General features: G+C 66.0%; 27 protein-coding genes and 1 pseudogene. 11 read left to right on the plus strand and 17 right to left on the minus strand.

Features of this window, described 5'->3' with window-relative positions:
- Window positions 1-3: 3 nt before the first annotated feature.
- From AC1DOP_RS24765 to AC1DOP_RS24775, 3 genes are read right to left on the minus strand one after another with little or no spacing between them, the layout of a single operon-like run.
- Window positions 4-768, minus strand: coding sequence for a hypothetical protein (locus tag AC1DOP_RS24765; protein ID WP_442124588.1), 765 nt, complete (start codon window positions 766-768; stop codon window positions 4-6).
- 32 nt (window positions 769-800) lie between these two features.
- Window positions 801-1,586 (minus strand): DUF2491 family protein, encoded by a 786-nt coding sequence (locus tag AC1DOP_RS24770; RefSeq protein ID WP_442124589.1) that lies wholly within the window; start codon window positions 1,584-1,586, stop codon window positions 801-803.
- A 4-nt stretch (window positions 1,587-1,590) separates the two neighbouring features.
- Window positions 1,591-2,454 carry a hypothetical protein gene (locus AC1DOP_RS24775; RefSeq protein ID WP_477253914.1) on the minus strand — a complete coding sequence of 288 codons (864 nt, stop codon included), beginning with the start codon at window positions 2,452-2,454 and terminating at the stop codon, window positions 1,591-1,593.
- An 82-nt stretch (window positions 2,455-2,536) separates the two neighbouring features.
- Between AC1DOP_RS24775 and AC1DOP_RS24780 the strand changes: the two genes are divergently transcribed.
- Entirely contained in the window at window positions 2,537-3,028 is a 492-nt protein-coding gene (locus AC1DOP_RS24780) for a phage regulatory CII family protein (protein WP_442124591.1), read from the plus strand.
- Between the two features lie 14 nt (window positions 3,029-3,042).
- Here AC1DOP_RS24780 and AC1DOP_RS24785 read toward each other — a convergent pair whose 3' ends face one another.
- Window positions 3,043-3,336 carry a hypothetical protein gene (locus AC1DOP_RS24785; protein ID WP_442124592.1) on the minus strand — a complete coding sequence of 98 codons (294 nt, stop codon included), beginning with the start codon at window positions 3,334-3,336 and terminating at the stop codon, window positions 3,043-3,045.
- A gap of 84 nt (window positions 3,337-3,420) precedes the next feature.
- On the opposite strand from AC1DOP_RS24785, the gene htpX reads away from it, so the two are divergent.
- The 9 genes from htpX (at window position 3,421) to AC1DOP_RS24830 (ending at window position 13,491) form a co-directional block, all read left to right on the plus strand.
- The gene (htpX, locus tag AC1DOP_RS24790; protein ID WP_442124593.1) at window positions 3,421-4,290 is read left to right on the plus strand and encodes a protease HtpX; all 870 of its coding nucleotides are present in this window, start codon (window positions 3,421-3,423) and stop codon (window positions 4,288-4,290) included.
- A gap of 30 nt (window positions 4,291-4,320) precedes the next feature.
- Window positions 4,321-5,400 (plus strand): AI-2E family transporter, encoded by a 1,080-nt coding sequence (locus tag AC1DOP_RS24795; RefSeq protein WP_442124594.1) that lies wholly within the window; start codon window positions 4,321-4,323, stop codon window positions 5,398-5,400.
- Between the two features lie 96 nt (window positions 5,401-5,496).
- Window positions 5,497-6,414, plus strand: coding sequence for a glucosamine kinase nucleotide-binding domain-containing protein (locus tag AC1DOP_RS24800; protein WP_477253918.1), 918 nt, complete (start codon window positions 5,497-5,499; stop codon window positions 6,412-6,414).
- Window positions 6,411-7,514 (plus strand): N-acetylglucosamine-6-phosphate deacetylase, encoded by a 1,104-nt coding sequence (gene nagA, locus AC1DOP_RS24805; RefSeq protein ID WP_477253919.1) that lies wholly within the window; start codon window positions 6,411-6,413, stop codon window positions 7,512-7,514. The genes AC1DOP_RS24800 and nagA overlap by 4 nt, the downstream gene beginning before the upstream one ends.
- 13 nt (window positions 7,515-7,527) lie before the next feature.
- The gene (locus AC1DOP_RS24810) at window positions 7,528-8,538 is read left to right on the plus strand and encodes an SIS domain-containing protein (RefSeq protein WP_477253933.1); all 1,011 of its coding nucleotides are present in this window, start codon (window positions 7,528-7,530) and stop codon (window positions 8,536-8,538) included.
- A 7-nt stretch (window positions 8,539-8,545) separates the two neighbouring features.
- Complete coding sequence (gene nagZ, locus AC1DOP_RS24815; RefSeq protein ID WP_477253921.1) at window positions 8,546-10,024, plus strand: beta-N-acetylhexosaminidase; 1,479 nt, start codon at window positions 8,546-8,548, stop codon at window positions 10,022-10,024.
- 144 nt (window positions 10,025-10,168) lie between these two features.
- A complete protein-coding gene (locus tag AC1DOP_RS24820) occupies window positions 10,169-11,473 on the plus strand; it encodes a tetratricopeptide repeat protein (RefSeq protein ID WP_477253923.1) in 1,305 nt (434 codons plus the stop codon).
- 148 nt (window positions 11,474-11,621) lie between these two features.
- On the plus strand, window positions 11,622-12,689 hold the full coding sequence (locus AC1DOP_RS24825) for a flavodoxin family protein (RefSeq protein WP_442124599.1): 1,068 nt from the start codon (window positions 11,622-11,624) through the stop codon (window positions 12,687-12,689).
- A 61-nt stretch (window positions 12,690-12,750) separates the two neighbouring features.
- Window positions 12,751-13,491: a GntR family transcriptional regulator gene (locus AC1DOP_RS24830; RefSeq protein ID WP_442124600.1), complete on the plus strand. Its 741-nt coding sequence runs from the start codon at window positions 12,751-12,753 to the stop codon at window positions 13,489-13,491.
- Window positions 13,492-13,533: 42 nt separating this feature from the next.
- On the opposite strand, the gene AC1DOP_RS24835 is transcribed toward AC1DOP_RS24830, so the two are convergent.
- The 10 genes from AC1DOP_RS24835 to rpsP all read right to left on the minus strand — a co-directional run bounded on the left by AC1DOP_RS24835 (window position 13,534) and on the right by rpsP (window position 22,418).
- Entirely contained in the window at window positions 13,534-14,325 is a 792-nt protein-coding gene (locus AC1DOP_RS24835) for an SDR family oxidoreductase (protein WP_442124601.1), read from the minus strand.
- Between the two features lie 194 nt (window positions 14,326-14,519).
- A complete protein-coding gene (locus AC1DOP_RS24840) occupies window positions 14,520-17,297 on the minus strand; it encodes a M16 family metallopeptidase (RefSeq protein ID WP_477253926.1) in 2,778 nt (925 codons plus the stop codon).
- Between the two features lie 171 nt (window positions 17,298-17,468).
- A complete protein-coding gene (locus AC1DOP_RS24845; protein ID WP_442124603.1) occupies window positions 17,469-17,936 on the minus strand; it encodes a CBS domain-containing protein in 468 nt (155 codons plus the stop codon).
- A gap of 129 nt (window positions 17,937-18,065) precedes the next feature.
- Window positions 18,066-18,416, minus strand: coding sequence for a DUF3579 domain-containing protein (locus tag AC1DOP_RS24850; RefSeq protein ID WP_442124604.1), 351 nt, complete (start codon window positions 18,414-18,416; stop codon window positions 18,066-18,068).
- 107 nt (window positions 18,417-18,523) lie between these two features.
- A complete protein-coding gene (locus AC1DOP_RS24855) occupies window positions 18,524-19,483 on the minus strand; it encodes a CobD/CbiB family protein (RefSeq protein WP_442124605.1) in 960 nt (319 codons plus the stop codon).
- An 88-nt stretch (window positions 19,484-19,571) separates the two neighbouring features.
- Window positions 19,572-20,237, minus strand: coding sequence for a CoA pyrophosphatase (locus tag AC1DOP_RS24860; protein WP_442124606.1), 666 nt, complete (start codon window positions 20,235-20,237; stop codon window positions 19,572-19,574).
- 62 nt (window positions 20,238-20,299) lie between these two features.
- The gene (gene rplS, locus AC1DOP_RS24865) at window positions 20,300-20,680 is read right to left on the minus strand and encodes a 50S ribosomal protein L19 (RefSeq protein WP_258844539.1); all 381 of its coding nucleotides are present in this window, start codon (window positions 20,678-20,680) and stop codon (window positions 20,300-20,302) included.
- Window positions 20,681-20,791: 111 nt separating this feature from the next.
- Window positions 20,792-21,553 (minus strand): tRNA (guanosine(37)-N1)-methyltransferase TrmD, encoded by a 762-nt coding sequence (trmD, locus tag AC1DOP_RS24870; protein ID WP_442124607.1) that lies wholly within the window; start codon window positions 21,551-21,553, stop codon window positions 20,792-20,794.
- 26 nt (window positions 21,554-21,579) lie between these two features.
- On the minus strand, window positions 21,580-22,113 hold the full coding sequence (gene rimM, locus AC1DOP_RS24875) for a ribosome maturation factor RimM (RefSeq protein WP_442124613.1): 534 nt from the start codon (window positions 22,111-22,113) through the stop codon (window positions 21,580-21,582).
- 56 nt (window positions 22,114-22,169) lie between these two features.
- On the minus strand, window positions 22,170-22,418 hold the full coding sequence (rpsP, locus tag AC1DOP_RS24880) for a 30S ribosomal protein S16 (RefSeq protein WP_442124608.1): 249 nt from the start codon (window positions 22,416-22,418) through the stop codon (window positions 22,170-22,172).
- Window positions 22,419-22,691: 273 nt separating this feature from the next.
- Here rpsP and AC1DOP_RS24885 point away from each other — a divergent pair, with 273 nt between their 5' ends.
- Window positions 22,692-23,105 carry a TM2 domain-containing protein gene (locus tag AC1DOP_RS24885; RefSeq protein ID WP_442124609.1) on the plus strand — a complete coding sequence of 138 codons (414 nt, stop codon included), beginning with the start codon at window positions 22,692-22,694 and terminating at the stop codon, window positions 23,103-23,105.
- A 25-nt stretch (window positions 23,106-23,130) separates the two neighbouring features.
- Here the strand turns inward: AC1DOP_RS24885 and AC1DOP_RS24890 are convergent, their stop codons facing one another.
- From AC1DOP_RS24890 to AC1DOP_RS24900, 3 genes and pseudogenes are all read right to left on the minus strand, one after another.
- On the minus strand, window positions 23,131-23,844 hold the full coding sequence (locus AC1DOP_RS24890; protein ID WP_442124610.1) for a hypothetical protein: 714 nt from the start codon (window positions 23,842-23,844) through the stop codon (window positions 23,131-23,133).
- Window positions 23,845-24,053: 209 nt separating this feature from the next.
- On the minus strand, window positions 24,054-25,856 hold the full coding sequence (locus AC1DOP_RS24895) for an acyl-CoA dehydrogenase (RefSeq protein ID WP_477253930.1): 1,803 nt from the start codon (window positions 25,854-25,856) through the stop codon (window positions 24,054-24,056).
- 150 nt (window positions 25,857-26,006) lie between these two features.
- Window positions 26,007-26,152, minus strand: a pseudogene (locus AC1DOP_RS24900) (electron transfer flavoprotein subunit alpha/FixB family protein); the annotation flags it as partial.

The following is a 26,152-nucleotide window of genomic DNA, read 5'->3' on the forward strand; positions in this document are numbered from 1 at the left end:
GAATCAGGCAGCGGTCTTGCCCGACAGGCGCTTGAGGCGCTCCAGCGCGCTCTCGCCGGCCGTTTCCGGCTGGCTCACCGACTTGCGGATCGCATCGAGTTCGGCCTGCTGGTCAAGCGGCTTCTGGCCGATGTCGGCGACGATACGCAGGCCGGCCGCTTCGTTGCTGACGGCCTGGGCGCGCTTGGTGAGCGCGTTCAGCGCCGTCGAGTTGCCGCGCATGCCTGACAGGCCGGCCAGCTGGGCCTGGCGTTCCATGCGCAGTTCCTGCAGTTCCTTCTGAGCCTTGGCCGCGGCCAGCTGCTGGATCGCCTTGCGCGCCTGGGCGTCGAAGTCCGCCAGCTGCTTGGACAGCGCGTCGACGATCTTCTGCAGCTCGTCCATGTAAGCCCTGGCGTCCGCTTCTTCCTGGATTTCCTGCGGCAGGCGCGCCTTGTTGGCTTCCAGCTCGTCGCAGAACAGGGTCACCGTGGCTTCCGAGATGGTGCCGGCGGCCAGGCGCTCGGCCAGCTTCTCGGCGGCGCGCTCGTCGCTGGCGATCAGGGTCTGCAGGCTGACCACGTCCTGGTGCTCCTTGTCGAAGGAAGCGCGCGCCGTCGCCAGCAGTTGCGCGGTGTCGCGCAGGGTGTCGACCAGGCGGTCGCGGTCGGCCTCGGTCGCGGTCTCCGGATCGAAGTTGGCGATGGCTTCCGAGATCCGGTCGCCGAGGGCGCCGAAGTGTTTCGTCACCAGCCGTGCAGTCAGGCCCCATCCGCTTGCGTTGCTCATTGTCGTTCCTTTCGTTGGTAGAGATGAAGATGTCACTGAATGACGATGCGTTCCTGCTCCATCGGGATGCCGATCACGAAGTCGACGTGGATGCCGCGCTTCGAGGTGTCGCCATCGACGCTTTCGACGATCTCGGTGGTGATCAACAGATATTCGCGGCCGCCGCCCGCCAGCTCGCGCACATAGGGCATGAAGTAGAGCTCCTGGCGCAGGCCGTGCACGCCTTGGGCGTCGTCGATGCGGGTCTCGCGGCCGTGGAAGGGCTGGACGAAGTCCGCGCTGCTGCCTCCGGCATCGCGCACGTAGTCGAGGCGTTCGCTGTCGCCGAACACCGCTGCCAGTTCGGGCTCGCCCAGCATGTCGGCCAGCTGCTCGCGCCACAGCGTGTAGCCGGGGTCGCCGAGGCCGTAGCCGGCCTGGCCGGTGTAGGCGTCCTGGTCGTCGGCGGTTTCCGGGACCACCCTCGCCAGCTGGGTGCAGTAGAGGATCTCGGCGACCTTGCCGTCGTCGCCGCAGAACACCTGCAGGAATTTTTCTTTCGCGTCCTCGTCGCCCTTGTCCAGGTAGAGGCGATACAGCTCGGTATCCGGCTGCAGGCGCATCTGCGAGACCGCCAGGATGCGGGTGTCGCCCGGCGCCGGCGTGGCGATCAGCGAACCGTTGGCCTGGGCGCGGATGATCGGCGAGTGCTGCAACTGCACCACGCTGCCGATGCGCGCGTCCAGCGGCACGCCCTCGTCCATCCGCGCCTCGCCCTGGGCCACGCCCTTCTTTGCAGCGATGCCGCGCACGTAACTGAATACATCCTTCCAGGCCATCTGCTCAATTCCTTTCGAACGAATAATTCGGTTTGCTGGCGGCGCGGCGGGCTTTCGCGCGCTTCCATACAAAGTAGATGCACCAGCCGATCAGCGACAGCACGCACAGCCAGACGAAGGTGACGAACAGCGATCCGCCGCTGTCCTTCGCCGCCGGCGCCGGCACCGCGCTTCCTGCCGCCGCGCCGTTGCCGCTGCCGCCGGTGCCGACGCTGTTGGCACCGGCCTGGCTGGCCAGGCCGCCGGCGGAACCGTCCGGCGCCGGGTAATAGCCGCCGCTGTTGCCGCTGTTGCCGCCATTGCCGTTACCGCTGCTCGCGTGATTGCCGTTGGCATGCGCGTTCGCCGCCTGCCGCGCCAGGATGGCGCCGGCCACGATGGGTCCCAGGCCGCTGCCACCGTTGTTGTTGATGATGATCGGCGGCTGCGCGGGCGGCGCGTTCCCGTATCCGTAACCGTAGCCATTGCCTTGCTGCGGCGCGCGACCGTCGCGCTGCTCATAGCCCGGCGCCGGCCGCGCCGTATCGCGCGACTCCCGTGCCGCCTGCGCCGCGCGCCGTTCGTCCAGGGTGCGCAGCGCATTCGCGTCCGACCTCTCCCTGTCCAGCTTGCGCGACAGCGCCGAATCCGGCTTGCGCGCATCCGGAGACCGCGAGGAGCTGAAGGAGCCGAAGCCGCCCGACGAGGACTTCGACGGCTTCGGCGACGACAAGGACTTCGACGAAGACGACGACGAACGCTGCGACGAGAACCCGCTCTTGAAGGAGGAGGAGCTGGACGGACTGGCATCCACCGGGACTGAAGCCAGCGACAGGATCAGCGCGAACGCCAAGGCGACATGTGCATACTTCGAAAAGGGCTTCAGCATGGTCAGGAGTGCCGACGAAAGTTAGAATCAGGATAACGACGGGCATGTTGACATGCACCGGTAAAAATATCAAAGGATTACCATGACCCGACGCTACATGGACATGAACCAGCACGATGCCCTCTACACGGTGGCCCGCAAATACCCGGGCGGCCTGGAAGCGCTGGCCCGCGAACTGGGCATCTCGGTAAACGTCCTGCGCAACAAGCTGGCGCCGACGATCGCCTCGCACTATCCGTCCTTCGAAGAGGTGTCATTGATCGTCGAACGCTGCCACCAGGCAGGCGTGCCGGACGCCCACCTGCCGCTGCACGCGCTGCTGGTACGCCATGGGATGGCGGCCTTCGTGGTGCCGCAGCCTGAAAGCGCACGCCAGGACGACCTGTCGCAGACCGTGTGCCGGGTGATGAGCGAAGTGGGAGCGGTGGCCGAAGCCGTGTCGAGCGCATTGATCGATGGTAGGGTCACTCCGGCGGAGGCCGACCTGATCGAGCGCAAATTCCAGTCGGCCCTGTCGGCGCTGGGCGCCTGGCGCGCACGCCTACGCAACGAGGCGGATGCCGGCATCCACTGAGGGCCCCTCTTCAGTCAGGCGGCGGCCTCTTCGCGCGCCTGACTGCGCAGCGAGCGCAGGAACAGGCCCAGCCCGCCAAAAGCCAGCACCAGGATGCAGATGAGTTCGAATGCCGACATGGTGCGCAGGCTCATGCTGAGCGAGGCGATCACGCCGAACACCAGGCCGGTCAGGGAGCCGACCGCCAGCAGCCAGCCCAGGGCGCTCCTGGCGTCATAGAAGATCATGGCGATGCCGATGATCAGGGGGATCAGGATGATGCCGCCCGTGACGGGGTTTGCGCGTGGCTTCGATTTTTTCGAAGTCAATATCCGAAAAACTGCGCTTTTTACGATCAATACAATGTTCTATCCTTACACTCTGGAAATATAACCTCCATGGGGTAAGCCATCATGAAACGCATCCTTCTTTTTCTCGCGACGAACCTGGCCATCATGCTCGTGCTGGGCATCTCGGCCAGCCTGCTCGGCGTCAACCGCTACCTGACCGCGAACGGCCTCAACCTGGGCGCCCTGCTCGGCTTCGCCGCGCTGATGGGCTTCGGCGGCGCCTTCATCTCGCTGTGGCTGTCCAAGCCGATCGCCAAGTGGAGCACGGGCGCACGCGTGATCCAGCAGCCGTCGAATGCCACCGAAGTGTGGCTGATGAACACGGTCGCTTCCCAGGCCCAGCGCGCCGGCATCGCGATGCCGGAAGTGGCCGTCTATGATGGCGCGCCGAACGCCTTCGCCACCGGCGCGACCAGGAACTCGTCGCTGGTGGCGGTGTCGACCGGCCTGCTGCAGTCGATGACCCACGAAGAGATCGAAGGCGTGCTGGCGCACGAGGTGGCCCACGTCGCCAACGGCGACATGGTCACCCTGACCCTGATCCAGGGCGTGGTGAATACCTTCGTGGTGTTCCTGGCGCGCGTGGTCGCCTACGCGGTCGACAGCTTCCTGCGCCGCGGCGAGGAAAACAGCGGCCCCGGCATCGCCTTCTACGTCACCTCGTTCGTCTGCGACCTGCTGTTCGGCCTGGTAGCCAGCATCATCGTGGCCTGGTTCTCGCGCCAGCGCGAATTCCGCGCCGACCGCGGCTCGGCCCGGATCATCGGCACCCCGCGTCCGATGATCGCGGCCCTGCGCCGCCTGGGCGGCATCGAACAGGGCGACCTGCCGAAGAACATGGCCGCATCGGGCATTGCCGGCGGTGGTATGCTGTCCTTGTTCAGCACCCATCCGTCCTGCGAAGAGCGCATCGCCGCCCTGCAGCGCGCGTAAGACAGGCATTCGAAAGAGACCAGGCATCACATGCGGCATTCCCCCCTGGCGCAATCCGCGCTACCCCTGCTGTTCGCGATCGGGCTCGCGTTCGTGCTGCGGCACTTCGTGGGTTCGCTCGCCTGGGCGGCCCTGCTGGCGGTGATCACCTGGCCTCTGCACGAACGCCTGCTGCGGCGCGGCTGGCCGCGGCCGCTCAGCGCGGCCTTCCTGGTCGCGCTGCTGGTGGCGGCCTTCGCCGGTCCCTCCTTCGTGCTGTTCAACACCCTGAGCAGCGAACTGGCCGGCGTGCAACGGCTGCTGGCCCACCTGAACGAAGCCGGCGTGCCGGTGCCGGCCTGGCTCGCCAAGCTGCCGATGGTGGCCGAGCCGGCGGCCAAGTGGTGGAACGAGCACCTGGCCCTGCCGGGCGGCATCGGCAGCCTGATCCGCAGCACGGTCGGCGACATCATGCCGCACCTGACCGGCGCCGCGCGCACCTGGGGCTCGATCATCCTGGCCAATGCCCTCTACCTGTTCCTGGCCCTGCTCACCCTGTTCATGCTGTACGTGCACGGCCCGGCCGTGGTGCGCTACACCGACCGCGCCGGCGAGCGCCTGCTGCCGGCCTACTACGCCAACCTGCGCTGGCTGCTTCCGCTGTCGGTGCGCGGCACCGCGCTGGGCCTGTGCTCGGTCGCCATCCTCGAGGGGGTGGTGCTCGGCATCGCCTACTTCCTGGCCGGCGCCCCAGCGCCCGCCCTGCTGGGCGTGATCACCGGCTACCTGGCCCTGGTGCCGGGCGGCGCGCCGCTGTCCTTCACCATGGTCTCCCTGCTGCTGCTGGGCCAGGGCCACTCGGGCGCGGCGCTGGGCCTGTTCAGCTGGGGCGCGGTCGAACTCTTCATGGTCGACAAGTTCATCCGCCCCAAGCTGATCGGCCACCGCGTCAACCTGCCCTTCCTGGCCGTGCTGTTCGGCCTGCTCGGCGGCGTCTCGACCCTGGGCGTGATCGGCCTCTTCGTCGGTCCCTTCATGATGGCCATCCTGTTCGGCTGGCTGCGCGCCGGCCACCAGGACAATACCACCGACCATACCAGTCGCCACCTTAAGGATCAGCAAGTTAGCTGAAACTGGTATCGTATTTTTGCATACCACTTAAATACCTGTTGACAGGCCTGTCAGCTGCTCCTATAGTGCCCTGACCTTCCCCGGCACGAACTCAACATGATCGATTATCTTCTCGGCGTCGACGGCGGCGGCACCGGCACGCGGGTACGCCTCGCGCGTGCGGATGCGCATCCGGGCCATCATGAACTGGCCCAGGGCGCCGGCGGCCCCTCCGGGCTGAGCCTCGGCATCCACCGCGCCTGGGACGCCGTCCAGCAGGCCGCCGGCGCCGCCTTCGCGGCCGCCGGCATCGACCAGCCCCCGCTCGACCGCGTGGCCATCGGCCTCGGCCTGGCGGGCGTGCACAACAAGCAGTGGGCGGCCGAATTCGTGGCCGCCAATCCCGGCTACGCCGCCATCCGCCTCGAGACCGACGCCTTCACCACCCTGATGGGCGCCCACGGCGGCGCGCCCGGCGCCATCGTCGCGATCGGCACCGGCAGCGTCGGCGAAGTGCTTTTCGCGGACGGCACCCGGCGCGAAGTCGGCGGCTGGGGCTTCCCCGCCGGCGACGAAGCCAGCGGCGGCTGGATCGGCCTGCGCGCCATCGGCCACATCGAGCAGGTGCTGGACGGCCGCCGCGAACCCAGCGCCTTCGCCGACAGCGTCATCGAGGCTTGCGGCGGCAATCGCGACGCGATCCAGGTCTGGCTCGGCAAGGCCACCCAGACCGCCTACGCCAGCCTGGCGCCGCTGGTGCTGCAACATGGAAGCACCGAGGCGGACGATCCGGCGGCCGGCGATCCGGCGGCGCGCGCCATCCTGCTCGACGCCGGCGCCGAAGTCGCCTGCATCGCCCAGGCCCTCGACCCCGAGGGCAGGCTGCCGCTGGCCCTGTGCGGCGGCCTCGGTGCGGCCCTGCGCGACTTCCTCCCCTCCGGCCTGCTGGCGCGCACCACGCCGCCGCAGGGCGATTCCGCGGCCGGCGCGCTGCGCATGATTCAGCTTCATATTGCAAGGAACCACAGCCAATGAAAGGCAATATCCTCACTCCCGGCGGCTGGATCCGCGGCGAAATCCGCCTGGCCGACGCCGAACCCAACACCATCGCCGCCATCGACGGCCAGGCGGCCGATCCCTCGTCCAACGGCGACGACTACATCCTGCCCGGCTTCATCGACCTGCACGTCCACGGCGGCGCCGGCCGCGACATGATGGAAGGCGGCGACGCCCCGCACGTGATCGCCCGCCTGCACGCGAAGCACGGCACGACGAGCCTGCTGGCCACCACCATGACCGCGCCGGTGGAAGACATCGAGCGCGCCCTCGCCGCCATCGGCGGCGCCTGCAAGGAGCGCGGCAAGGACGAAGCCCGCATCCTCGGCGTCCACCTCGAAGGCCCCTACATCAACTCGGGCAAGCTGGGCGCCCAGCCGCCGTTCGCGCGCGAAGCCTCGATGATTGAAGTGAACCGCTTCAACGCCCAGGCGCCGATGCGCCTGATTACCGTGGCGCCCGAGGTCGACGGCCACCTGGCGCTCGTCAGGCAGATGGCGGACGCCGGCATCCGCGTGCAGATCGGCCATACCACCGGCTCGTATGAAGACGGCGTCAAGGCGCTGGAGAACGGCGCGGCCGGCTTTACCCACCTGTTCAACGCCATGCCCGGCCTGCACCACCGCGAACCCGGCATGGCCGGCGCCGCGCTGGCGCATGCGCAGTACGCCGAGATCATCCCCGACCTGCTGCACGTGCACCCGGGCGCGATCAGGGTGGCGCTGCGCGCCATCCCGAAGCTGTTCTGCGTGACCGATTCGACCGCCGCCGCCGGCATGCCGGACGGCCAGTACATGCTGGGACGCCAGGTGGTCCATAAATGCATGGGCGGCGTGCGCCTGGCCGACGGCACCCTGGCCGGCAGCACCCTGACCATGGACCAGGCGCTGCGCAACCTGGTCTCGATCGGCCTGTCGATCGAAGACGCCTCGCGCCGCGTATCCACGAATGCCGCCGACTACCTCGGCGAAACCCGCCGCGGACGCCTGGCGCCCGGCTGCTTTGCCGACCTGGTCGTCCTCGACCGTAACCTATGCATTAAAGCTGTCTGTATCGAAGGAGAATTGTGTGAGCTCTGAACCCACCTCGCTGATGCTGGAAGAAGCCAAGTCCGCCGCCCATTGCGTCGCCCTGCAACTGTCGAACGAAGTCGATCGTTATGCGGAACTCGGCCGCCAGCTACGCGCCGCCAGCTTCAACAACGTGGTGACGGTGGCGCGCGGCAGCTCGGACCACGCCTCCAGCTACTTCGCCTACCTGACCATGGCGCGCCTGGGCCGCCTGGTGACCTCGCTGCCGATGTCGCTGGTGACCCTGTATAAATCGCCGCTGCAGACCCGGGGCACGCTGGCGGTATCGATCTCGCAGTCGGGCCAGAGCCCGGACGTGGTCGAGCCGATCCGCTACTTCCGCGACGGCGGCGCCACCACGGTCGCGCTGGTCAACGACATCGAGTCGCCGCTGGCCAAGGCCGCCGAATGGGCGATGCCGCTGCATGCCGGCAAAGAGAAGAGCGTGGCCGCCACCAAGAGCTTCATCACCAGCCTCACCGCCGGCGCCCGCCTGGTGGCCGAATGGCAAGGTGATGCCGAGCTGAAGGACGGCCTGCGCGCCCTGCCCGAGGCCCTGCAGCGCGCCACCGAAACCGATTGGTCGAAGGCGATCGAGATCCTGGCCCCGGCCCGCAACATCATGGTGGTCGGCCGCGGCATCAGCTTCCCGGTGGCGCTGGAATCGGCCCTGAAATTCAAGGAGACCTCGGCCCTGCAGGCGGAAGCCTTCTCCGGCGCCGAGATCAAGCACGGCCCGATGGCGCTGATCGAGGAAGGCTATCCCCTGCTGATCTTCGCGACCCGCGGCCCTGCCCAGGCTGGCCTGGTGGCGCTGGCCGAAGAGATGCGCGGACGCGGCGCGCGCGTGCTGCTGGCGGCGCCGCAGGACGTGGCCGGCCGCGACCTCGACCTGCCGGTGGCGTCGACCCCGGACCTCGACCCGATCGTGGCGATCCAGGCCTTCTACGTGATGGCGGCTGGCCTGGCGAAGGCGCGCGGCCTGAACCCGGACCAGCCGCGCCACCTCAGCAAAGTCACCAGGACCAACTAAGCGCATCATGAACGATTACCGCAAACTCGCCGGCCAGCTGATCATGATCCGGCTGTTCGGCACGGACCTGGATGCGGACACCGCCGCCTTCATCCGCGAGAACGCCATCCGCGGCGCCTGCCTGTTCCGACAGAACATGACGGACGCGGCGCAACTCACCCGTTTCAATACCGATCTGCGTGAAGCGATGGGCCCGGCCGCCCTGATCGCCCTCGACCAGGAAGGCGGCGCCGTGGTGCGCTCGCTGTGGGTGCCGCCGCCGCCGTCGGCGATGGCGCTGGGCGCGGCCAACGATACGATGCTGGCGAAGGAAGTCGGCGCCGCCGTCGCCCGCGCCGTGAAGTCCATGGGCTTCAACTGGAACTTCGCGCCGGTGCTGGACCTGAACAACAACCCGCTGAACCCGGTCATCGCCGAGCGCTCCTTCGGCGCCGATCCGGAACGCGCGGCCGAGCTGGCGATGGCCTGGATGGACGGCAGCGAATCCGAGGGCGTGGCCTGCTGCGTCAAGCACTTCCCCGGCCATGGCGACACCCACGTCGACTCGCACCGCGACCTGCCGCAAGTCGACAAGGAACTGGCGGAGCTCGAGCGTTTCGAGTTCGCGCCCTTCCGCGCCGCCGCGCCGCACGCGCCGGCCGTCATGACCGCCCACATCGTCTACCCGGCGCTGGATCCGCACAACCCGGCCACCATGTCGCGCGCCATCCTGACGGACCTGCTGCGCGAGAAGATGGGCTATCAGGGCGTGATCATCACCGACGGCATGGACATGCACGCGATCGCGCACCGCTACAGCGCCGGCCAGGCCGCCGTGAATGCGCTGGTGGCCGGCGCCGACATGGTGATGGCGATCGGCAGCCGCGAGACCCAGCAGGAGACCCTGGACGCGATCGCCGCCGCGATTGCCGACGGCACCCTGTCCCTGGCGGAGGTGCAGGCCCGCCTTGACCGCCTGGACAAGCTGGCGCAGGCGCATCCGGCCGGCAGCGTCCCCTACGCCCTTGACGCGGCGGACCGCGCCCTGATGGCGCGCGCCTGGCGCCGCGCCCTCACCGCACGCGGGACGCCATCCCGTCCGGCTCCCGGCAGCAAGATCCGCCTGGTCGCGCGCCAGGACGTGGTCAGCGACGGCGTGTCGGAAGCCGGCGTGCCGGCGGCGAACATCGCCGCCTCGCTCGGCAAGCTGTACGAGGTCGAGCTGCTGACCTTTGCCGATCCGGAAGCCTTCGACTGGCAGGCGCTGCCGCAGGACGGCCGCTTCACGGTGCTGGCCTCGACTTCGCGCCGCCGCTACGGCCCGCACGCACGCGCCAACTGGACACCCGACCTCCACCTCGCGCTGTGGAATCCCTACCAGGCACTGGACTTCGGCGCCCCGGCCCTGATGACCTACGGCTTCGCGCCGCCGGCGCTGGAAGCCGTGAATGCCTGGCTGGCCGGAGAGATCGAGGCAGAGGGCGTGTGCCCAGTGCCTGGCTTCTAAAGCTTGCCTTTATGCATCTGACGTAACCCATTGTAACGACGCGCTTGCCGCAGCCCGGCCTGCGGCACAATTGTCCGGCCCCCTTATTCCAGTTTGTGGGACAATGCACGCTTTGTCCGAGTTACCAAAAGAGAAGGATTATTCATGTCCCAATTCCGTTTTGCCCGCCTTGCCCTGATGCTGGCCGCTATCGGCCTGAACGCTGCACCGGCACTCACGCACAGCGCCTACGCGCAAGACAAGAACGATCAGGCAGCCGCCGCACAGCCGAAGCCGGACACCGTCCGCCCGGACTTGTTCAAGCTGCTCGACTCGGCCCAGATCAAGCCGCTGATGGACGCGAAGAACTACACCGAAGTCCAGAACCGCGTTGCCCAGGCCGAGGCCTTCCCGGACAAGACCCCGTATGAAACCTATGTGCTGAACCGCCTGAAGCTGTCGCTGGCAACCGCCACCAACAACGACCAGGCGTCGATCGCAGCCCTGGAAGCCATCCTGGCCTCGGGCAAGCTGCCGGCAGCCGACAAGCCCCAGTTCACCCAGGCCCTGGCCGGCATGTACTACAACGCCAAGAACTATCCGAAGGCGATCGAGTGGTTCAAGCGCTTCCAGGAAGAGAACCCGAATTCGGACGCCGCCACCGCGCCGCTGATCCGTTCCTACTACCTGAGCAACGACTTCGCCGGCGCGATGAAGCTGCTGCGTCCGCAGCTGGAAGCCGCCGCAAAAGCCGGCAAGACGCCGTCGAACGAAGACCTGCGCCTGTACGCCTCGGCCGCCAACCGCGTCAAGGATGATGCCGCCTACCTGTACGGCCTCGAGCAGCTGATCACCTACTATCCGAACGACGACTACTGGATGGACGTGATCAGCCGCGGCATCGTGCGCAAGCCGGGCTTCCAGGAAGCCAACATCACCGACGTCCTGCGCCTCGAATTCGCGGCCGTCAAAGTCATGACGCCGGAGATGTACAACGAACTGGCCGAACTGGCGCTGAAGGATGGTTTCCCGACCGAAGCCAAGAAGGTCGTGGACGCAGGCTACGCCGCCGGCGCACTGGGCACCGGCAGCAGCGCCGCCCAGCACCGCCAGCTGCGCGACCGCGCCACCAGGGAAGCCGCCAACGATGCCAAGAACATCGCCTCGGGCGAAGCCTCGGCCTCCAAGTCGAAGACCGGCGCCGGCCTGGTCAACCTGGGCTGGGCCTACGTGACCATGGACCAGTTCGACAAGGGCATCGGCTTCATCGAACAAGGTATCGCCAAGGGCGGCCTGAAGTCGCCTGACGAAGCCAAGCTGCGCCTGGGCATGGCCTACATGCGCGCCGGCCAGAAGGACAAGGCGATTGCAACCTTCCAGTCCGTGAAGGCGGGCGGCGGCCTGTCCGACGCCGCCAAGTACTTCATCGTATTGGCGAACCACCCTAACCCGGGCGGCAACAACAAGTAATCCACGATACGGCGCGCATGCGGTTGACGCCGGATGGCGGTGCGGTCCCCGGGGCCGTACCGCCTTTTTCGTTTCAGCGTTAGCTGGCGTACCGGCCCGGCCATGAGCGCGGTCCATAATCCGATGGACATCATTCCGGGGACCGCTCATGACCACCGTACGCAAGGGCCAGGCGCCCGCCAAGCTCGACCGCGACGAATTCCGCCTGCGCTTCTCGCGCAACTTCTTCGATCCCCTCTACGAAAACGTCGGCCACGAACTGGCGGCCGTCGAGGAAATCGCCTGGCAGGCCTATACCGGCTCGCACAAGGCGCCGGTGACGGTGAAGGCGGGACCGGGCTATGCCGACCCGGACTACGATCTCTCGGTCGAGTGGAAGGACGCCCACGACCGCCTGCTGGCCGCCGAGGCGAAGCAGAAGGATCCGAACACGCTCAGCCGCATCCTGCTGATCAACGGCGCGGCGCGCAACGACGGCAGTTGCCCCAGCGAGATTTCGAAGACCTGGCGCCTGGCCAGGATGTGCGAAGAAGTCCTGCTGGCCGAAGGCTTCGATACCGACCTGCTCGACCTGTCCCGCATCATTTCCGACTTCGACCGCCACATCCATCCCTGTAAAGCCTGCGTGTCCACGGCGATGCCGCTATGCCACTGGCCCTGCAGCTGCTACCCGAACCACTCGCTGCACCAGAACAACGACTGGATGAACGAGATCTACGAGAAATGGGTATCGGCCCACGGCATCATCATCCTGACCCCGGTCTACTGGTACCAGTCGCCCTCGGTGCTGAAGCTGATGATCGACCGCCTGGTCTGCGCCGACGGCGGCAATCCCGACCCCAGTTCGACCCACGGCAAGGAAGCCGGGGAAGCCAAGGAACTCGAGAAGAACTGGGACTATCCGAAACACCTGGCCGGCCGCGCCTACGGCCTGGTGGTGCATGGCGACGTTGCCGGCATTGAGGGCACGCGCCGCTCGCTGTCCGACTGGCTGGACTGGATGGGGCTGATCTCGTCGAGTCCCACTGCCCTGCTCGACCGCTTCGTCGGCTATTACGAATCCTATGCCGACAGCCACGAGACCCTCGACCGCGACACCGCCTTCCAGGAGGAAGTGCGCAACGTGGCGCGCGCGGTGGGCATGGCGGTGCGCGACATCCGCTCGGGCAAGCGGGTAGAGGCCGACCGCGGATTGCGGAATCCGCGCCCGAAATAGCCTTCTCGGCAAGCGGTCTTTTTTTGGTATTATCGGCGGATTCACACAGACCTTTCGCCGCATGTCCTCTCTCGCGCAGTTGATGCACCACCTTTCCGCCACCAGCAACCTGCCGCTCTACCAGCAGTTGCAGCGCGCCCTGCGCGAAGCGATCGACCGCGGCCTCTACGGCCCGGCCGAGGCACTGCCGGCGGAGCGCCAGCTGGCGTCCGAACTGGACATTTCGCGCATCACGGTGCGCAAGGCGATCGACGGCCTGGTCGAGGAAGGTTTACTGGTACGCCGCCCGGGATCGGGCAACTTCATCAATACCCGTATCGAGAAGAATTTCGCCAAGCTGACCTCGTTCTCCGAAGACATGCGCTCGCGCGGACGCACGCCGCGCAGCGTCTGGCTGAAACGTTCGGAAGGGACGGTCACGCCGGAAGAGGCGCTGCGCCTGCGGCTGTCGCCGGGCGCCGCGGTGTACCGCTTCAACCGCATTCGCTACGCCGACGACATGCCGATGTGCCTGGAATACGCGACCATCGCCGCCTCCGCCCTGCCCTCGCTGGATGCGGTCGACACCTCGATGTACGAGGCGCTGGAAGCGGCCGGCAAGCGCCCGGTGCGGGCGCTGCAGAGATTGTCGGCCCTGCTGCTGAATGCAGAGCAGGCCAAGCTGCTGCAGTCGAAGGAAGGCGATGCCGGGCTGTGCGTGGAACGGCTGGGCTTCTTGCCGGACGGGCAGGCGGTGGAGTTTTGCCGTTCCTATTTCCGCGGCGATATGTACGATTTCGTGGCGGAGTTGAGCGCGACGTGAGGTGCGGCGTGGTGTGCGACGCCCCCACGTCCGCGCATCGAATTACATCGCGGTCAGGCCGCCATCGATGGCCAATTGATGACCGGTAACGAAGGACGCCTGCTCCGAACACAGCCACAAAGCCGCGCTGGCGATTTCCGCCGGCTCGGCGATGCGCCCCATCGGGTGGGCCGCCTTCAGCTTCCTGTCGCGGCCCGGTTCGCGCTCGAGCATGCGGGCCAGCATCGGGGTCTTGACGGCGCCCGGGCACAGGCTGTTCACGCGGATGCCGGATTTGGCGTATTCCACGGCCGCGGTCCTGGTCAGGCCGACCACGGCATGCTTGGAGGCCGCGTAGATGGCGCGGTTCGGCGCCGCCACCAGGCCGCCGGCGTCGGCCACGTTGCAGATGACGCCGCCGCCTTCCTGGTTCAGCATCTGGCGCAGCTGGCTCTTCATGCACAGCCAGACGCCCTTGACGTTGACGTTCATGATGCGCTCGAACTGCTCGTCGTCGCCTTCGGCCAGCGGCAGGGATTCTTCCTCGATGCCGGCGCCGTTGACGGCGACGTCGATGCGGCCGTAGTGCGAAACCGCCTTGTCGATCAGCGCTTCGACCTCCTGCGCGACCGTTACATTCGTTTTAACAAATAAAGCCTTGCCGCCCGCTTCGACGATCAAGGCGGCGGTCATGTGGCCGCCGTCGATGGAAGTATCCGCGACGACCACGCAGGCGCCCGCGCGTCCGAATGCGAGCGCCATCGCGCGTCCCAGGCCACTGGAAGCGCCGGTTACCAGCACAACCTTGCCGGCGTAAGAGATCCCGCTCGGCGGTGGTTTGGTCATGCCCTTCATGATGCATCCTTCACAATATCTTGGCGCAATGTTTGCTGCCTACTAGAAACACTGCCAGCAGGCAACATCATAGCGCCCGCACCGGGCATTGACCAAGTATCTCAACCATTTCTTTAAATTCTAAACGGCTGAGTGTTGCATTCATGCGCCCCCTCGGGCCCGCGCAGGCCCGCTCAGGCCCATTTAAGCCCAGACTACTTTGCCGGCTTGGCCTTGGCCTGGTCGCCGGCCATGACGACCGACAATTTCGCCGGGTCGATGGCCTTGCGGAAGGCAGCGTTCAGCTGGGGCAAGGTGACGGCCATCATGCGTTTTTCGAAATCGGCCGACCATTCATAGGTCTTGTCGCGGTACAGGTAGGACGTCCAGCCGGCCGCCAGCGTGCCGTCGTCGGCGCGGTTCTGGACCCTCTGTTGCATGAGACCGGATTTGGCCCCGGCGAGTTCCGCAGCAGTGAAGCCATCCTTGAGCGCGCGCGCCAGCTCCTCGCGCACGGCGACGTCGACCTTGGCCAGGTTCTGCGGCGCGGCGATGGCGCTGATGCCGAACATGCCGGCGCGGTCCCACTCGCCCGCCGACAGCTGGGTACCGCCGCCATAGGACAGGCCCTCCTTCTGGCGGATGCGGTCCAGCAGGCGCGATTTCAGCCCGCCGCCACCGCCGAAGATGTAATCGGCCAGCATCAGCGCCGGGTAGTCGGGATCGTCGACGTTCAGGTCGAGATTCATACGCGCGGCGTAGAACCCGTTCTCCTTGTCGGGCGCGTTCAACGTTTCATGTATGGGCTTGATGTCCGCATACTTGCGCAGCACGGGCGCCACGTGCATTGGCGCCTTCCACTGTCCGAACAGCTGGTCGACCAGGGGCACGATGGCCTTGTCGTCGAAGTCGCCGACGATGGCCAGCTCGGCCGGATTGCTGCCGTAGTAGTCGCGGTGGAAGGCCTTCAACTGGTCCAGGGTCGCAGCCTTGATGTCGGCGATGTCCTCGTCGAGCGTGGTCTCGTGGCGCACGTCGCCCTTCGGATAGATGTCGAAATGCTCGTTCAGGGCGCGCGAAGCCAGGTTCGGCGGTTCGGCGCGGCTGGCCTCCAGGGCCACCAGCGACTGCTGCCGCAGCTGCTCGAACTCGGCCGCCGGGAAGCTCGGCTCCTTCAGCACGTGGGCCACCAGCTTCAAGGCTTCCGGCAGGTTCTCGCGGGTGGTCTGGAAATGGGTCAGGCCGCCGGCCACCTTCAGCTTTTCGAAAGCGTCGGCCAGCTGCACGCGGTCATACCTGGTCGTGCCGCGGGTCAGCATCGCCGCCGTCAGGCCCGGCACCGCGCCCTTGCCGAACAGGTTCTGCTCGTCGCCGAAGTGCTGGCGCAGGTCGACCGTGACGGTCTGGCCGCGGTTCTTCTTCGCCAGCAAGGCCAGCTTGACGCCGCCCGCCGTGGTGAGCGTCGTGCGCTTCATGATGTTGGCCTGGCTCGGCTCGAAGTCCTCGGCGCTCAGGGTCGAGGCTTGCGGCTTGAAGTCCTTCAGCAGGCTTTCCACGCTGGGCGCCGGCGGGATCACGGCGCGCTGCGCTTGATCGTCCGGCAGGAAGGTGCCGGTGATGCGGTTGTCGCGCTTGAAGTAGCGGGCCGACACTTCTGCGACCTGCTGGGCCGTGACCTTCTCGATCTTGTCGCGTCCGACGAAGAACAGGCGCCAGTCGCCCAGGGCGATGGTGTCGGACAGCGCGACGCCCACCTGCTGCGGGTCGTTCAGGCTGCGCTCGATGCTGTTCAGGTAGGACAGCCTGGTGCGCTGCATCTCCTCGGGCGTGGGCGGATGCTTGCTGAAATCCTCGACCGCTTCCGTGAGTGCTGCACGCACCGGCTCGATCGGCTCGCCCTTCTTCACCACGGCGCCGAAGTACTGCAGGCCCGGCGCGTAACCGGTCTGGGCGAAGGAAAACACCTGGCTGGCCTTGCCGGTCTCGACCAGCAGCTTGTGCAGGCGGCCGGTCGGCACGTCGCCGAGGATGGTCGAGGAGAAGCTCAGCACGTCGCTGTCGTCGTGCAGGCCGGACGGCACGTGGTAGGCCACGGCGACGATCTGGACGTCGCCCTGGCGCCGCACGGTGAAGCTGCGGTCGCCGTCCTGGGTCGGCTCGACGGTCCAGAATTCCGGCAGCGTGCGCTTGGGTTTCGGGATCGCGCCGAACAGTTTGCTGATCGAGCGCAGGGTCTGGCTGGGGTCGAACTTGCCGGCCACCAACAGCACGGCATTGTCCGGCTGGTAATAAGTGCGATAGAAATTCTGCAGGTTCGAGATCTTGACGTTCTCGATGTCGCTCTTGTTGCCGATGGTTGCGCGGCCATAGGCGTGCCAGTCGTAGGCGACGCTCTGCATGCGCTTCATCAGCACCGCGCCGGGCGAGTTCTCGCCATTCTCGTATTCGTTGCGCACGACCGTCATCTCGGAATCGAGGTCCTTCCTGGCGATGAAGGAATGGGTCATGCGGTCGGCTTCCATCTCCAGCGCCCACTGGAGGTTTTCCGGCGAGGCCTGGAAGACTTCGTAATAATTGGTGCGGTCCAGCGAGGTGGTGCCGTTGAACTGCATGCCGCGGTTGGAGAATTGCTGGACGATGTCGCTGTGCCTGGCCGCGCCCTTGAACATCAGATGCTCCAGCAGGTGGGCCATGCCGGTTTCGCCGTAGTTCTCGTGGCGCGAGCCGACCAGGTAGGTGACGTTGACGGTGACGGTCGGGCGCGAGGAATCCGGGAACAGCAGCACCTTCAGGCCGTTCGGCAGCCGGTATTCGGTGATGCCCTCGACCGAGGGCCCCTGCACCACGCCTTTCGGCCGGGCCGCGATCGGCGGGGCCGCGTTCGCCGGCGCACTGGGCGCCAGCTGGGACCAGGCCGGCGCGGCGGCCACGAAGGCCAGGCCGCCGACGATCACATATGCGGCCACGCCGCGCTGCAGGAAGCTCGAGCTCATGTCACCCCGTCTGTCAGTATCTGTCTGTCATGTCTGCCGCACAAGGCTTGCGCGACAGCACAGCATGGTAACAGAGGCCGACTTAGGGCTGGCTTACCGCTTGTCAACGTCGAGTCCCCTGTCGGTTAGTTGCAGATTACCGGGAACTGAGCAGGCCTCGCAGGCCGGTTTTTACTGCCGGGCCCGCCTTTCGTGCTGTTGCTGGTAGGGACTGATGCGCGACAGCTCTTCCATCTCCTCGGCCAGGAAGGTCAGGAGATCGTCGGCGCTGACGATGCCGGCCAGCGTCCCGCTGTCGGACACGACCGGCACGCGCCGGATGCCGCGCAGGCGCATGCGCTCGATGGTGGCGTAGATGTCGTCGTTTTCGCCGGCGGTGAGCAGGTCGTCGGTCATGATGTCGCCCACTTGCAGGCCGAGGGGATCGAGGCCGAGGGCGATGACGGAAACCACGATGTCGCGGTCGGTGACGATGCCGACGGGTATGCGCTCGCCGTCCGGCTCGTCGACCACGATGAGGTCGCCGACATGGTGCTTGCGCATGAGGAAGGCCGCACCTTGCACGCTCTCGTCGCGGGAGCAGCAGACGGTGTCCGTAGTGCTGAGCTTGCCGACTTCCATGGCATCCTCCGTCTTCAAGCGCTCATTCTAGCACCGCAAATCAGGAATAGGATACCGAGCGCCTGAGAAAGCGCCCCGGGCAAGGCGCGCGGACGAAGACAGTACGCAAGCACGGCGAGCCGGCGCAACGCCGCCATGGCGGCCTTATCAGGCGCTCGGCTTCTTTTCGCCCGGCGGCGGGACGTAGCAGGCGTCGACCATCTGCAGGTCGTTGTCCTTGGCAAAGTTCACCACGAAGTGGTAAGCCAGGGGCTCGACATTCTTGAGGGCGTTATTGACCACCACGGACTTGACGCCGTTGACGATGGTCGGATGGACGTAGGGAGAGAACTTCAAGTGGGCATTCGGTCCGCCGCTGCCCGCCGGCCGGAAGCACGACATGACACCGCACAGACGCTCTGCCCAGTCACTCGGGCGGAACTGCCTGCCCTTACTCGTTACGCCGAGAATGAAGAATTCGTCGGCGTGTTCTTTCCCGGTTTGCGGTAAATCGGCCATAGTGCGGCTTACTGAAACATGAAGCGTGGATGAGAACAACCCCAGTATTATATCTTATAGAAGACCTGCGGACGAGACTTTACAGCCTCGTCCTCTTCCGGGAGTGTTCAACCAAGCAAGACCGCGCCGGAAAGCAGGAGCAGGAGCAGCATCCATAATAACAGCGCACGCCAGACCAGGCCGACGGTGCTCTGTAGTGCGCGCACGTTCGGCTCCTCGCCCGGCAGCACATCGGCCTCGCTGTCGGAGAGGTCGACGGTGGCGGCGTCCGCCGGCAGGACCCGGGGCGCGGTCTCGTTCGGCGAGCCGAGGCGCACGCCCATGGCGCCGCCGCCGGCCGCCAGGATGATGCCCTTCGACTCGTCGGCCCAGCGGCCGGCAAAATTGCGCCAGGCATAGATCGCGTCCTCGAAATTGCCGACCACGGCGAAGGCGATCGCCGTCAGCCGCACCGGAATCCAGTCGATCCAGTAAAAAGCGCGGGCCGCGAACTGGCCGAAGGCCTCGTTGCGCATGTGGTCGGGCTCGTTCCAGGCGCGAGCCAGGTATTCGGACACGCGGTACATCACGGCGCAGGCCGGGCCCAGCGGCATCAGGAACCAGAAGAACACGCCGAACACGTTGCGGTGGGTCGTGATCAGCGATTTCTCGACGGCCAGGCGGGCGATCTCGGTACTGTCCATGCCGACCGTGTCGACCTTGGTCCATTCGGCAAGCAGGGTGCGCGCGGTGGGCTCGTCGCCGGCGTTCAGGGCGAACTGGATCGAGGTGAAGTAATGGCTGTAATGGCGGAAACCGAGGGTCAGGTAGACGATCAGCACGTTCCAGGCAAAGGCCGCGAACACGAAGCCGTAGTACATCAGCACCCAGTAGATGACGGCGGTCGGCACCATCAGGATGCCCATCATCAGGAACCAGCCCAGCCGGCCATGGCTCACCTGGCCGGCATTGAACCAGGCTTCGATGCGCATGGCGAAGCGCTTGATCTCGGCGTAGATCTGGTTATCCGCGCGCAGCGGCTTCAACTGCTCGATCAGCAGCGCGCACAGAATAGAGAAAAAGGTCATTCACGTTCCTTTGAATTGTTGCCAGACTTCATTGCCCGCTACGATAGCGCAGTGGACGCAATCAATCAAATACGGATCCGCTGAATTTTTAAGCTCGCAGCAAATGGAACAGGTTGCGCAGCATGCCGGCCGTCGCGCCCCAGATAAAGAAGCGCTCGTAAGGCATGGCGTAGAAGCTGCGCCTGCCCGCCCCTTCCGGCAGCTCGAAAGACATGCGCTGGTGGTTCATGCCGTCCATCAGGAAGGACAGCGGCACTTCGAAGATCTCGGCGACCTCATTCGATTCCGCGATCAGTTCGAAGGGCGGCGTGACCAGGCCGATCACCGGCGTCACCAGGTAGCTGGAGGCGGTGATGTGGTCGGGCAGCACGCCGATGATCTCGACGTGGCGGCGCGCCAGGCCGATCTCTTCCTCGGTTTCGCGCAGGGCGGTTTCGATGGACGAGGAATCCAGCTCTTCGGCGCTGCCGCCGGGAAAGCTGATCTGGCCGCCATGGTTGTTCAGGTGGGCGGTGCGCTGGGTCAGCAGGACCGTCAGGCCCTCGGGGCGCTGGACGATGGGCACCAGCACGGCGGCGCGGCGCAGCTTGGGGAAGCGCTCGCGCAAGTCGTTCGGCAGCTCGGGCATCCACGCCGGCGGATGGGCCAGGCGCTGGCGCAGCCAGTCGGCGCGCAGGCGCTCAGGCGGCAGCGCGGCTTCGCCGGCGATCGAGTCGACGGGCAGGCGCTGGGGATCGAGATGCAGTTTTACCAAAAGGCTTCTCCGGAAAAGAAAAAGGCATCCCTGCGGATGCCTTTTTCAAGCTACTAACGCTATTACTGAGCGGCAGCGGCGGTCTTGCGGGTCGGCAGTTTCTCTTTGATACGTGCCGATTTGCCCGAACGCTCACGCAGATAGTACAGCTTCGCACGGCGCACATCACCACGACGCTTCACTTCGATCGAAGCGATCAGCGGCGAGTACAGCTGGAAGGTACGCTCGACGCCTTCGCCCGACGAGATCTTACGAACGATGAAGTTCGAGTTCAGGCCGCGGTTACGACGCGAGATGACCACGCCTTCGTATGCCTGGGCGCGCTTGCGGTTGCCTTCGACGACGTTGACGCTGACGACAACGGTGTCGCCCGGTGCGAAATCAGGGATATTGCGGCCGAGGCGCGCAATTTCTTCTTGCTCGAGTTGCTGGATCAGATCCATTTTTAACACTCCAATGACCATCGTGCCGGCGCTGTACCAGGTTGCCCGGTAGAGGATGGAATTAAAACATGCGGGTTGTACTACCCGCCGTTGCACCAACATGATGCAATTCTATTCGGCAGCCTTGTCCAGCCCTGCCAGGAACTTCTCGTCGGCCTTGCTCAACTGACCGGCGCTGCGCGCCTTGTCCAGCAGATCGGGCCGTTTCTTCGCGGTCGCCTCCAGCATGCGCTGGCGACGCCACTTCATGATCTCTGCGTGGTTGCCACCCATCAGCACGGGCGGCACGGCCACGCCTTCATACACTTCCGGACGCGTGTAATGCGGCGAATCCAGCAGGCCGTTGACGAAGCTGTCTTCGACCGCCGAGGCATCGTCGCCCAGCACGCCCGGGATGTGGCGCACCACGGCATCCATCAGCGCCATCGCCGGCAATTCTCCGCCGGACAGCACGAAGTCGCCCAGCGAAATCTCTTCATCGACGCAACGGTCCAGCAGGCGCTGGTCGACCGCTTCGTAGCGGCCGCACAGCACGACCAGGCCGGGCTCGTCCTTCAGCGCCATCACGCGCTCGTGCGTCAGCGGCTTGCCCTGCGGCGACATGAACACCACGCGCGGCGCCGGCAGGCCGAGGTCGATCTGGCGCTGCTTTGCCGCGGCGATCGTCGCTTCGAGGGGCCTGGCCAGCATCACCATGCCGGGACCGCCGCCATAGGGGCGATCGTCCACGGTGCGGTGGCGGTCCTGCGTGAAATCGCGCGGATTCCAGATCGACAGGTTCCACAAGCCCTGCTCGTGCGCGCGCCGGGTCACACCCGACTGCGTCAGAGCGGCAAACATCTCGGGAAACAAGCTCACGACGTCAAACTGCATCGGGATCTCGCTTCAGAAGGATGGGGTCAATAATCCAGGCCCCAGTCCAGGGTAATCAGTCTTGCCTTCAGGTCGACGGTCTTGACGTACTGGTCCACGAAAGGCACCAGGCGCTCTTCAGGCTTGGCGTCGGGCATATCCGGATTCAGGTCCGGCACGATGCGCAGGATGGACTGCGGACCGTTGCTCATCATGTCGGCAATCTTCCCGAGGGCTTCGCCCTGCAGGTTCACGGCATCCAGGCCGATCAGGTCCGACCAGTAGTATTCGTCTTCCGGCAGTTCCGGAAAATCCGCCCGCGACACCTGCACCGTGGCACCCTTCAGGGCCTCGGCGAGACTGCGGTCGGTGACATCGACCAGGGTGGCGGTCACATCGCCACTATGGTACTTCGCGCTGCGCACCTGCACGGGACGCAGCGCCGGCTTGTCGAGCCACCAGGTTTTCACGTTCAGCAGCGCATCGGCATCCGCCGAGTACGGCGCGATGCGGATGCCACCCCGGATCCCGTAGGCGCCGGTGATGTGCCCGACCTGTACCAGGTCGTCAGGGATTGCTATTGAATCGGTCAAACCAGTAAAACTTTCGCAGACTTGGTAATTAGTGCGGGGACTAATTACGCAGCGACTTGCTGGCCAGCGACCAGGCGAGCAACGGTCGGCGACAGTTGTGCGCCAACGCCTTGCCAGTAAGCCAGACGGTCAGCGGTGATGTTCAGGCCAACTTCCTTGCCCGAAGCCATCGGGTTGTAGTAGCCGATGCGCTCGATGAAACGGCCATCGCGACGGTTGCGCGAGTCGGTTGCAACGATGTTGTAGAACGGGCGCTTCTTGGCACCACCACGAGCTAAACGAATAACGACCATAATATTTCCAAAAAATTGTGCTGGACGGAGAAAGCCGACGATTATAGCGCGCCGCGCCGTGCCTCAGCAAGCGTTTGTCAAAAAACTAAAAACCCGGCGCGCAGACCGGCCGAATCCAGCATTATCGCCTATTTTTCCCAACAACGCTACATCGACGGCTGCCCGGCGCCTGGCAAGCGCCGCCGAAAGCCACGAAAAATGCTGCTTCCGCGGCCGTTTTGGACGATACTTCAATCTTTCCTTTTCACAACAACAAGCCGAGTCCAGCAGTCGATGTCGAACCACAAGAACAAGACCCTCGCCACCGCCCTCGCCTTCCTCCTCGGCGGCCTCGGCGTCCACCGTTTCTATCTGCGCGGCAGCGTCGACCGGCTCGGCCTGCTGCACGTCTGCAGCCTGCCCGTCGCCGGCCTGGTCTACGGCGTGGGCCATGCGCCGAATGCCTTCTGGGTGCTGCTGCCCATCTTCATTTCCTGCATCGTCGGCTTCGTCGAAGCACTGGCGATCGGCCTCACCCCCGACGAGAAATGGGACGCGAAGTTCAACGCCTCGTCCGGCCGCGCATCGCGCTCGAACTGGCCGCTCGCGGTGCTGCTGGTGCTGACCATGCTGGTCGGCGCCACCGGCGTCATCGCGGTGCTGTCACGCCTGTTCGACCTCCTCTACACGGGCGGCGCCTACGGCTGAAGGGTGGCGGCGCCCGGCCCTCGGTCTACAGGGCGGTGGCAGCCCAGTTCCAGCGCGGCACTTCCACCGGCGGCGTACCGACGACGATCACGATCTCCTTGTGAGGCTCGAGCGTGATCGCGGCGGGATCCGTCGTCACGCGCGTGAGCTTTTCATTCTGGATCACGTAGAAGGTCGGCGTACCCGCCAGCCCGGCGACCTGGGCGGCGCTCAGCGGCTGCCCCCATAGCGAGAAGAACTGCCTCAGCGTGAAGACCTTGGGCACCGGGGTCTCGATATGGATCACTCCCGTCATGTCGTGGGTGTGCAGGTCGTAGTGGCAGCTGGTGATCCCGATGTTGGCCGGCACCTGCAGGCGCACCCCATCCCGGTAGATCGAGAGCATCGAATGGATGTGGTAGGCCTCGCTGGTGGCGCAGCCGACACCGTCGACGATCCTGGTCCCGGTGCTGGGCCAGGCCGGCCAATGGGCCTGGCTGAGGCGCTCGGCGGCGTTGATGTCGGTGTAGCCCGCCGCGAGCTTGATGTCGGGCGGCGGTGCCGGATCGGCAGGTGGCGGCGGCGTGGTCGGCGGCGGCGGCGGAGGATTGGTGGGCGGGTCGGGGATGGTCGGCGGGGTCGGCGGCAATGGGTCGGTGGCCGGCGTCGACGAGCCGCCGCCGCCACAGGCAGTCAGGGCGGACAGCGCCGCGGCGGCGATGGACAGCCGGAAACTCGTGCAGGACTGGAAAGAAACCATGGGAGCTCCTGTCGGTGGATGATCAGTTCCGATTCTGGACAGGTGGGCCCGCCGACTTTTAGGATTTCTCAAGTGCGCCGGTGTCTGGCTCAGCGCTCGGGAAGCGCGCCACAGCTTGTCGATTGGCGCCGGCGCAGGCGACAAATCAAAAAAAAGCGGCGCAAGCGCCGCCTTCGAAGCCGATGGCGCCGGGCGGCGCCGATTTCCGGTCAGAACTGCTCGACGTCCAGCGCCAGCACGCCGGCGCTGCCCTCGACGATCGCATGGCGCAGGCCGCCCGCCTTCGACAGCACGTGGTCGGCGAAGAAGCGGGAGGTGCCGATCTTGGCGCGGTAGAAGGCGGCATCGCCCTCGCCCGCGTCGAGCTTCTGCTGCGCCACCAGGGCCGCGCGCGCCATCTGCCAGCCGCCCAGCACGATGCCGGCCAGCTTCAGGTAGAGCACGCTGCCGGCGAACACGGCGCGCGGCTCGAGCCTGGTATTGGCGACCACGAAGTCGACCACCTGCTCCAGCGCAGCGCTGCCGGCCGCCAGTTGCGAACGGATGGCGGCGAAATCGGCAGAATGCGCGGCGCCCTGGCGCTCGGCCAGTGCAGCCTCGGTGGCGCGGACCTGGGCGATGATGGATTTCGCCACCGCGCCGCCGTCGCGCGCCGTCTTGCGGCCCACCAGGTCGTTGGCCTGGATCGCGGTCGTGCCTTCGTAGATGGTCAGGATCTTGGCGTCGCGGTAGTGCTGGGCCGCGCCGGTCTCTTCGATGAAGCCCATGCCGCCGTGCACCTGCACGCCGTCGCGGGCGACGTTCTCGGACATCTCGGTCGACCAGCCCTTGATGACCGGGACCAGGTATTCGTAGATCGCCAGGTTGGCCTTGCGCACCGACTCGTCCGGATGGCTGTGCGCCAGGTCGCTATAGGCCGCGCCCACATAGGCCAGCGCACGCGCCGCCTCGGTCTGCGAACGCATCGACATCAGCATGCGGCGCACGTCGGGGTGGTTGATGATGGCGACCGGGCCGCTCGAGCCTTCGACGGCGCGCGACTGCACGCGCTCTTTCGCGAAAGCGACCGCCTGCTGGTAGGCGTGCTCGGCCAGGCCGACGCCCTGCATGCCGACGCCGAAGCGGGCCGCGTTCATCATGATGAACATGTATTCGAGACCGCGGTTTTCCTCGCCCACTAGGGTGCCGATGGCGCCGCCGTGGTCGCCGAACTGCAGCACGGCCGTCGGGCTGGCCTTGATGCCCAGCTTGTGTTCGATCGAGACGCAGTGGGCGTCGTTGCGCTCGCCCAGCGAGCCGTCTTCGTTGACCAGGAACTTCGGCACGATGAACAGCGAGATCCCCTTCACGCCCGGAGGCGCGTCCGGCGTGCGCGCCAGGACCAGGTGGATGATGTTCTCGGCCATGTCGTGCTCGCCGTAGGTGATGAAGATCTTGGTGCCGAAGATCTTGTAGGTGCCGTCGCCCTGGGGCACGGCGCGGGTGCGCACGGCGGCCAGGTCGGAACCGGCCTGCGGCTCGGTCAGGTTCATGGTGCCGGTCCACTTGCCGCTGATGAGCGGCTCGATGAAGCGGGCTTTCTGCTCATCGCTGCCGGCGGTCAGCAGGGCTTCGATGGCGCCGTCGGTCAGCAGCGCGACCAGGGCGAACGCCAGGTTGGCGCCGTGCAGCATCTCCACGCAGGGCGTGGCGACCAGCTTCGGCAGGCCCTGGCCGCCGAATTCCGCCGGGTGCTGCACACCCTGCCAGCCGGCTTCGGCGAAGCCGCGGAAGGCTTCCTTGAAACCCTTCGAGGTGGTGACCTGGCCGTCGTGCCAGAAGCTGGGCTCCTTGTCGCCGGAATGGTTCAGCGGGGCGACCACGCCGCCGCAGAATTTCGCGCTCTCTTCCAGCACCGCTTCGACGGTGTCCGGGGTCGCGTCTTCGCAGCCGGGCAGCTGGTTGATCTCGGCCAGGTTGGCCAGTTCGTTCACCACGAACAGCATATCTTTCAGGGGGGCGTTGTAGCTCACCGTGGTCTCCTTTGTTTCGTTTTACGTATACGTCAATTGTAGGTCGTGAAAAAGGCGGGAACCCAGGTTTTTATATGCAGCCACTGCGTCAAACGCTAGTGATACGCCACGAACTTGGGTTCCCGCCTGCGCGGGGACGACGCTGTGAGCTTAGCCCAGTTCCTTGACCAGCGCCGGCACGACCTCGAACAGGTCGCCGACGATGCCGTAATCGGCCACCGAGAAGATCGGCGCTTCCGGATCCTTGTTGATGGCGACGATGGTCTTCGAGTCCTTCATGCCGGCCAGGTGCTGGA

This window comes from Massilia sp. 01N410 (genome assembly GCF_056399665.1).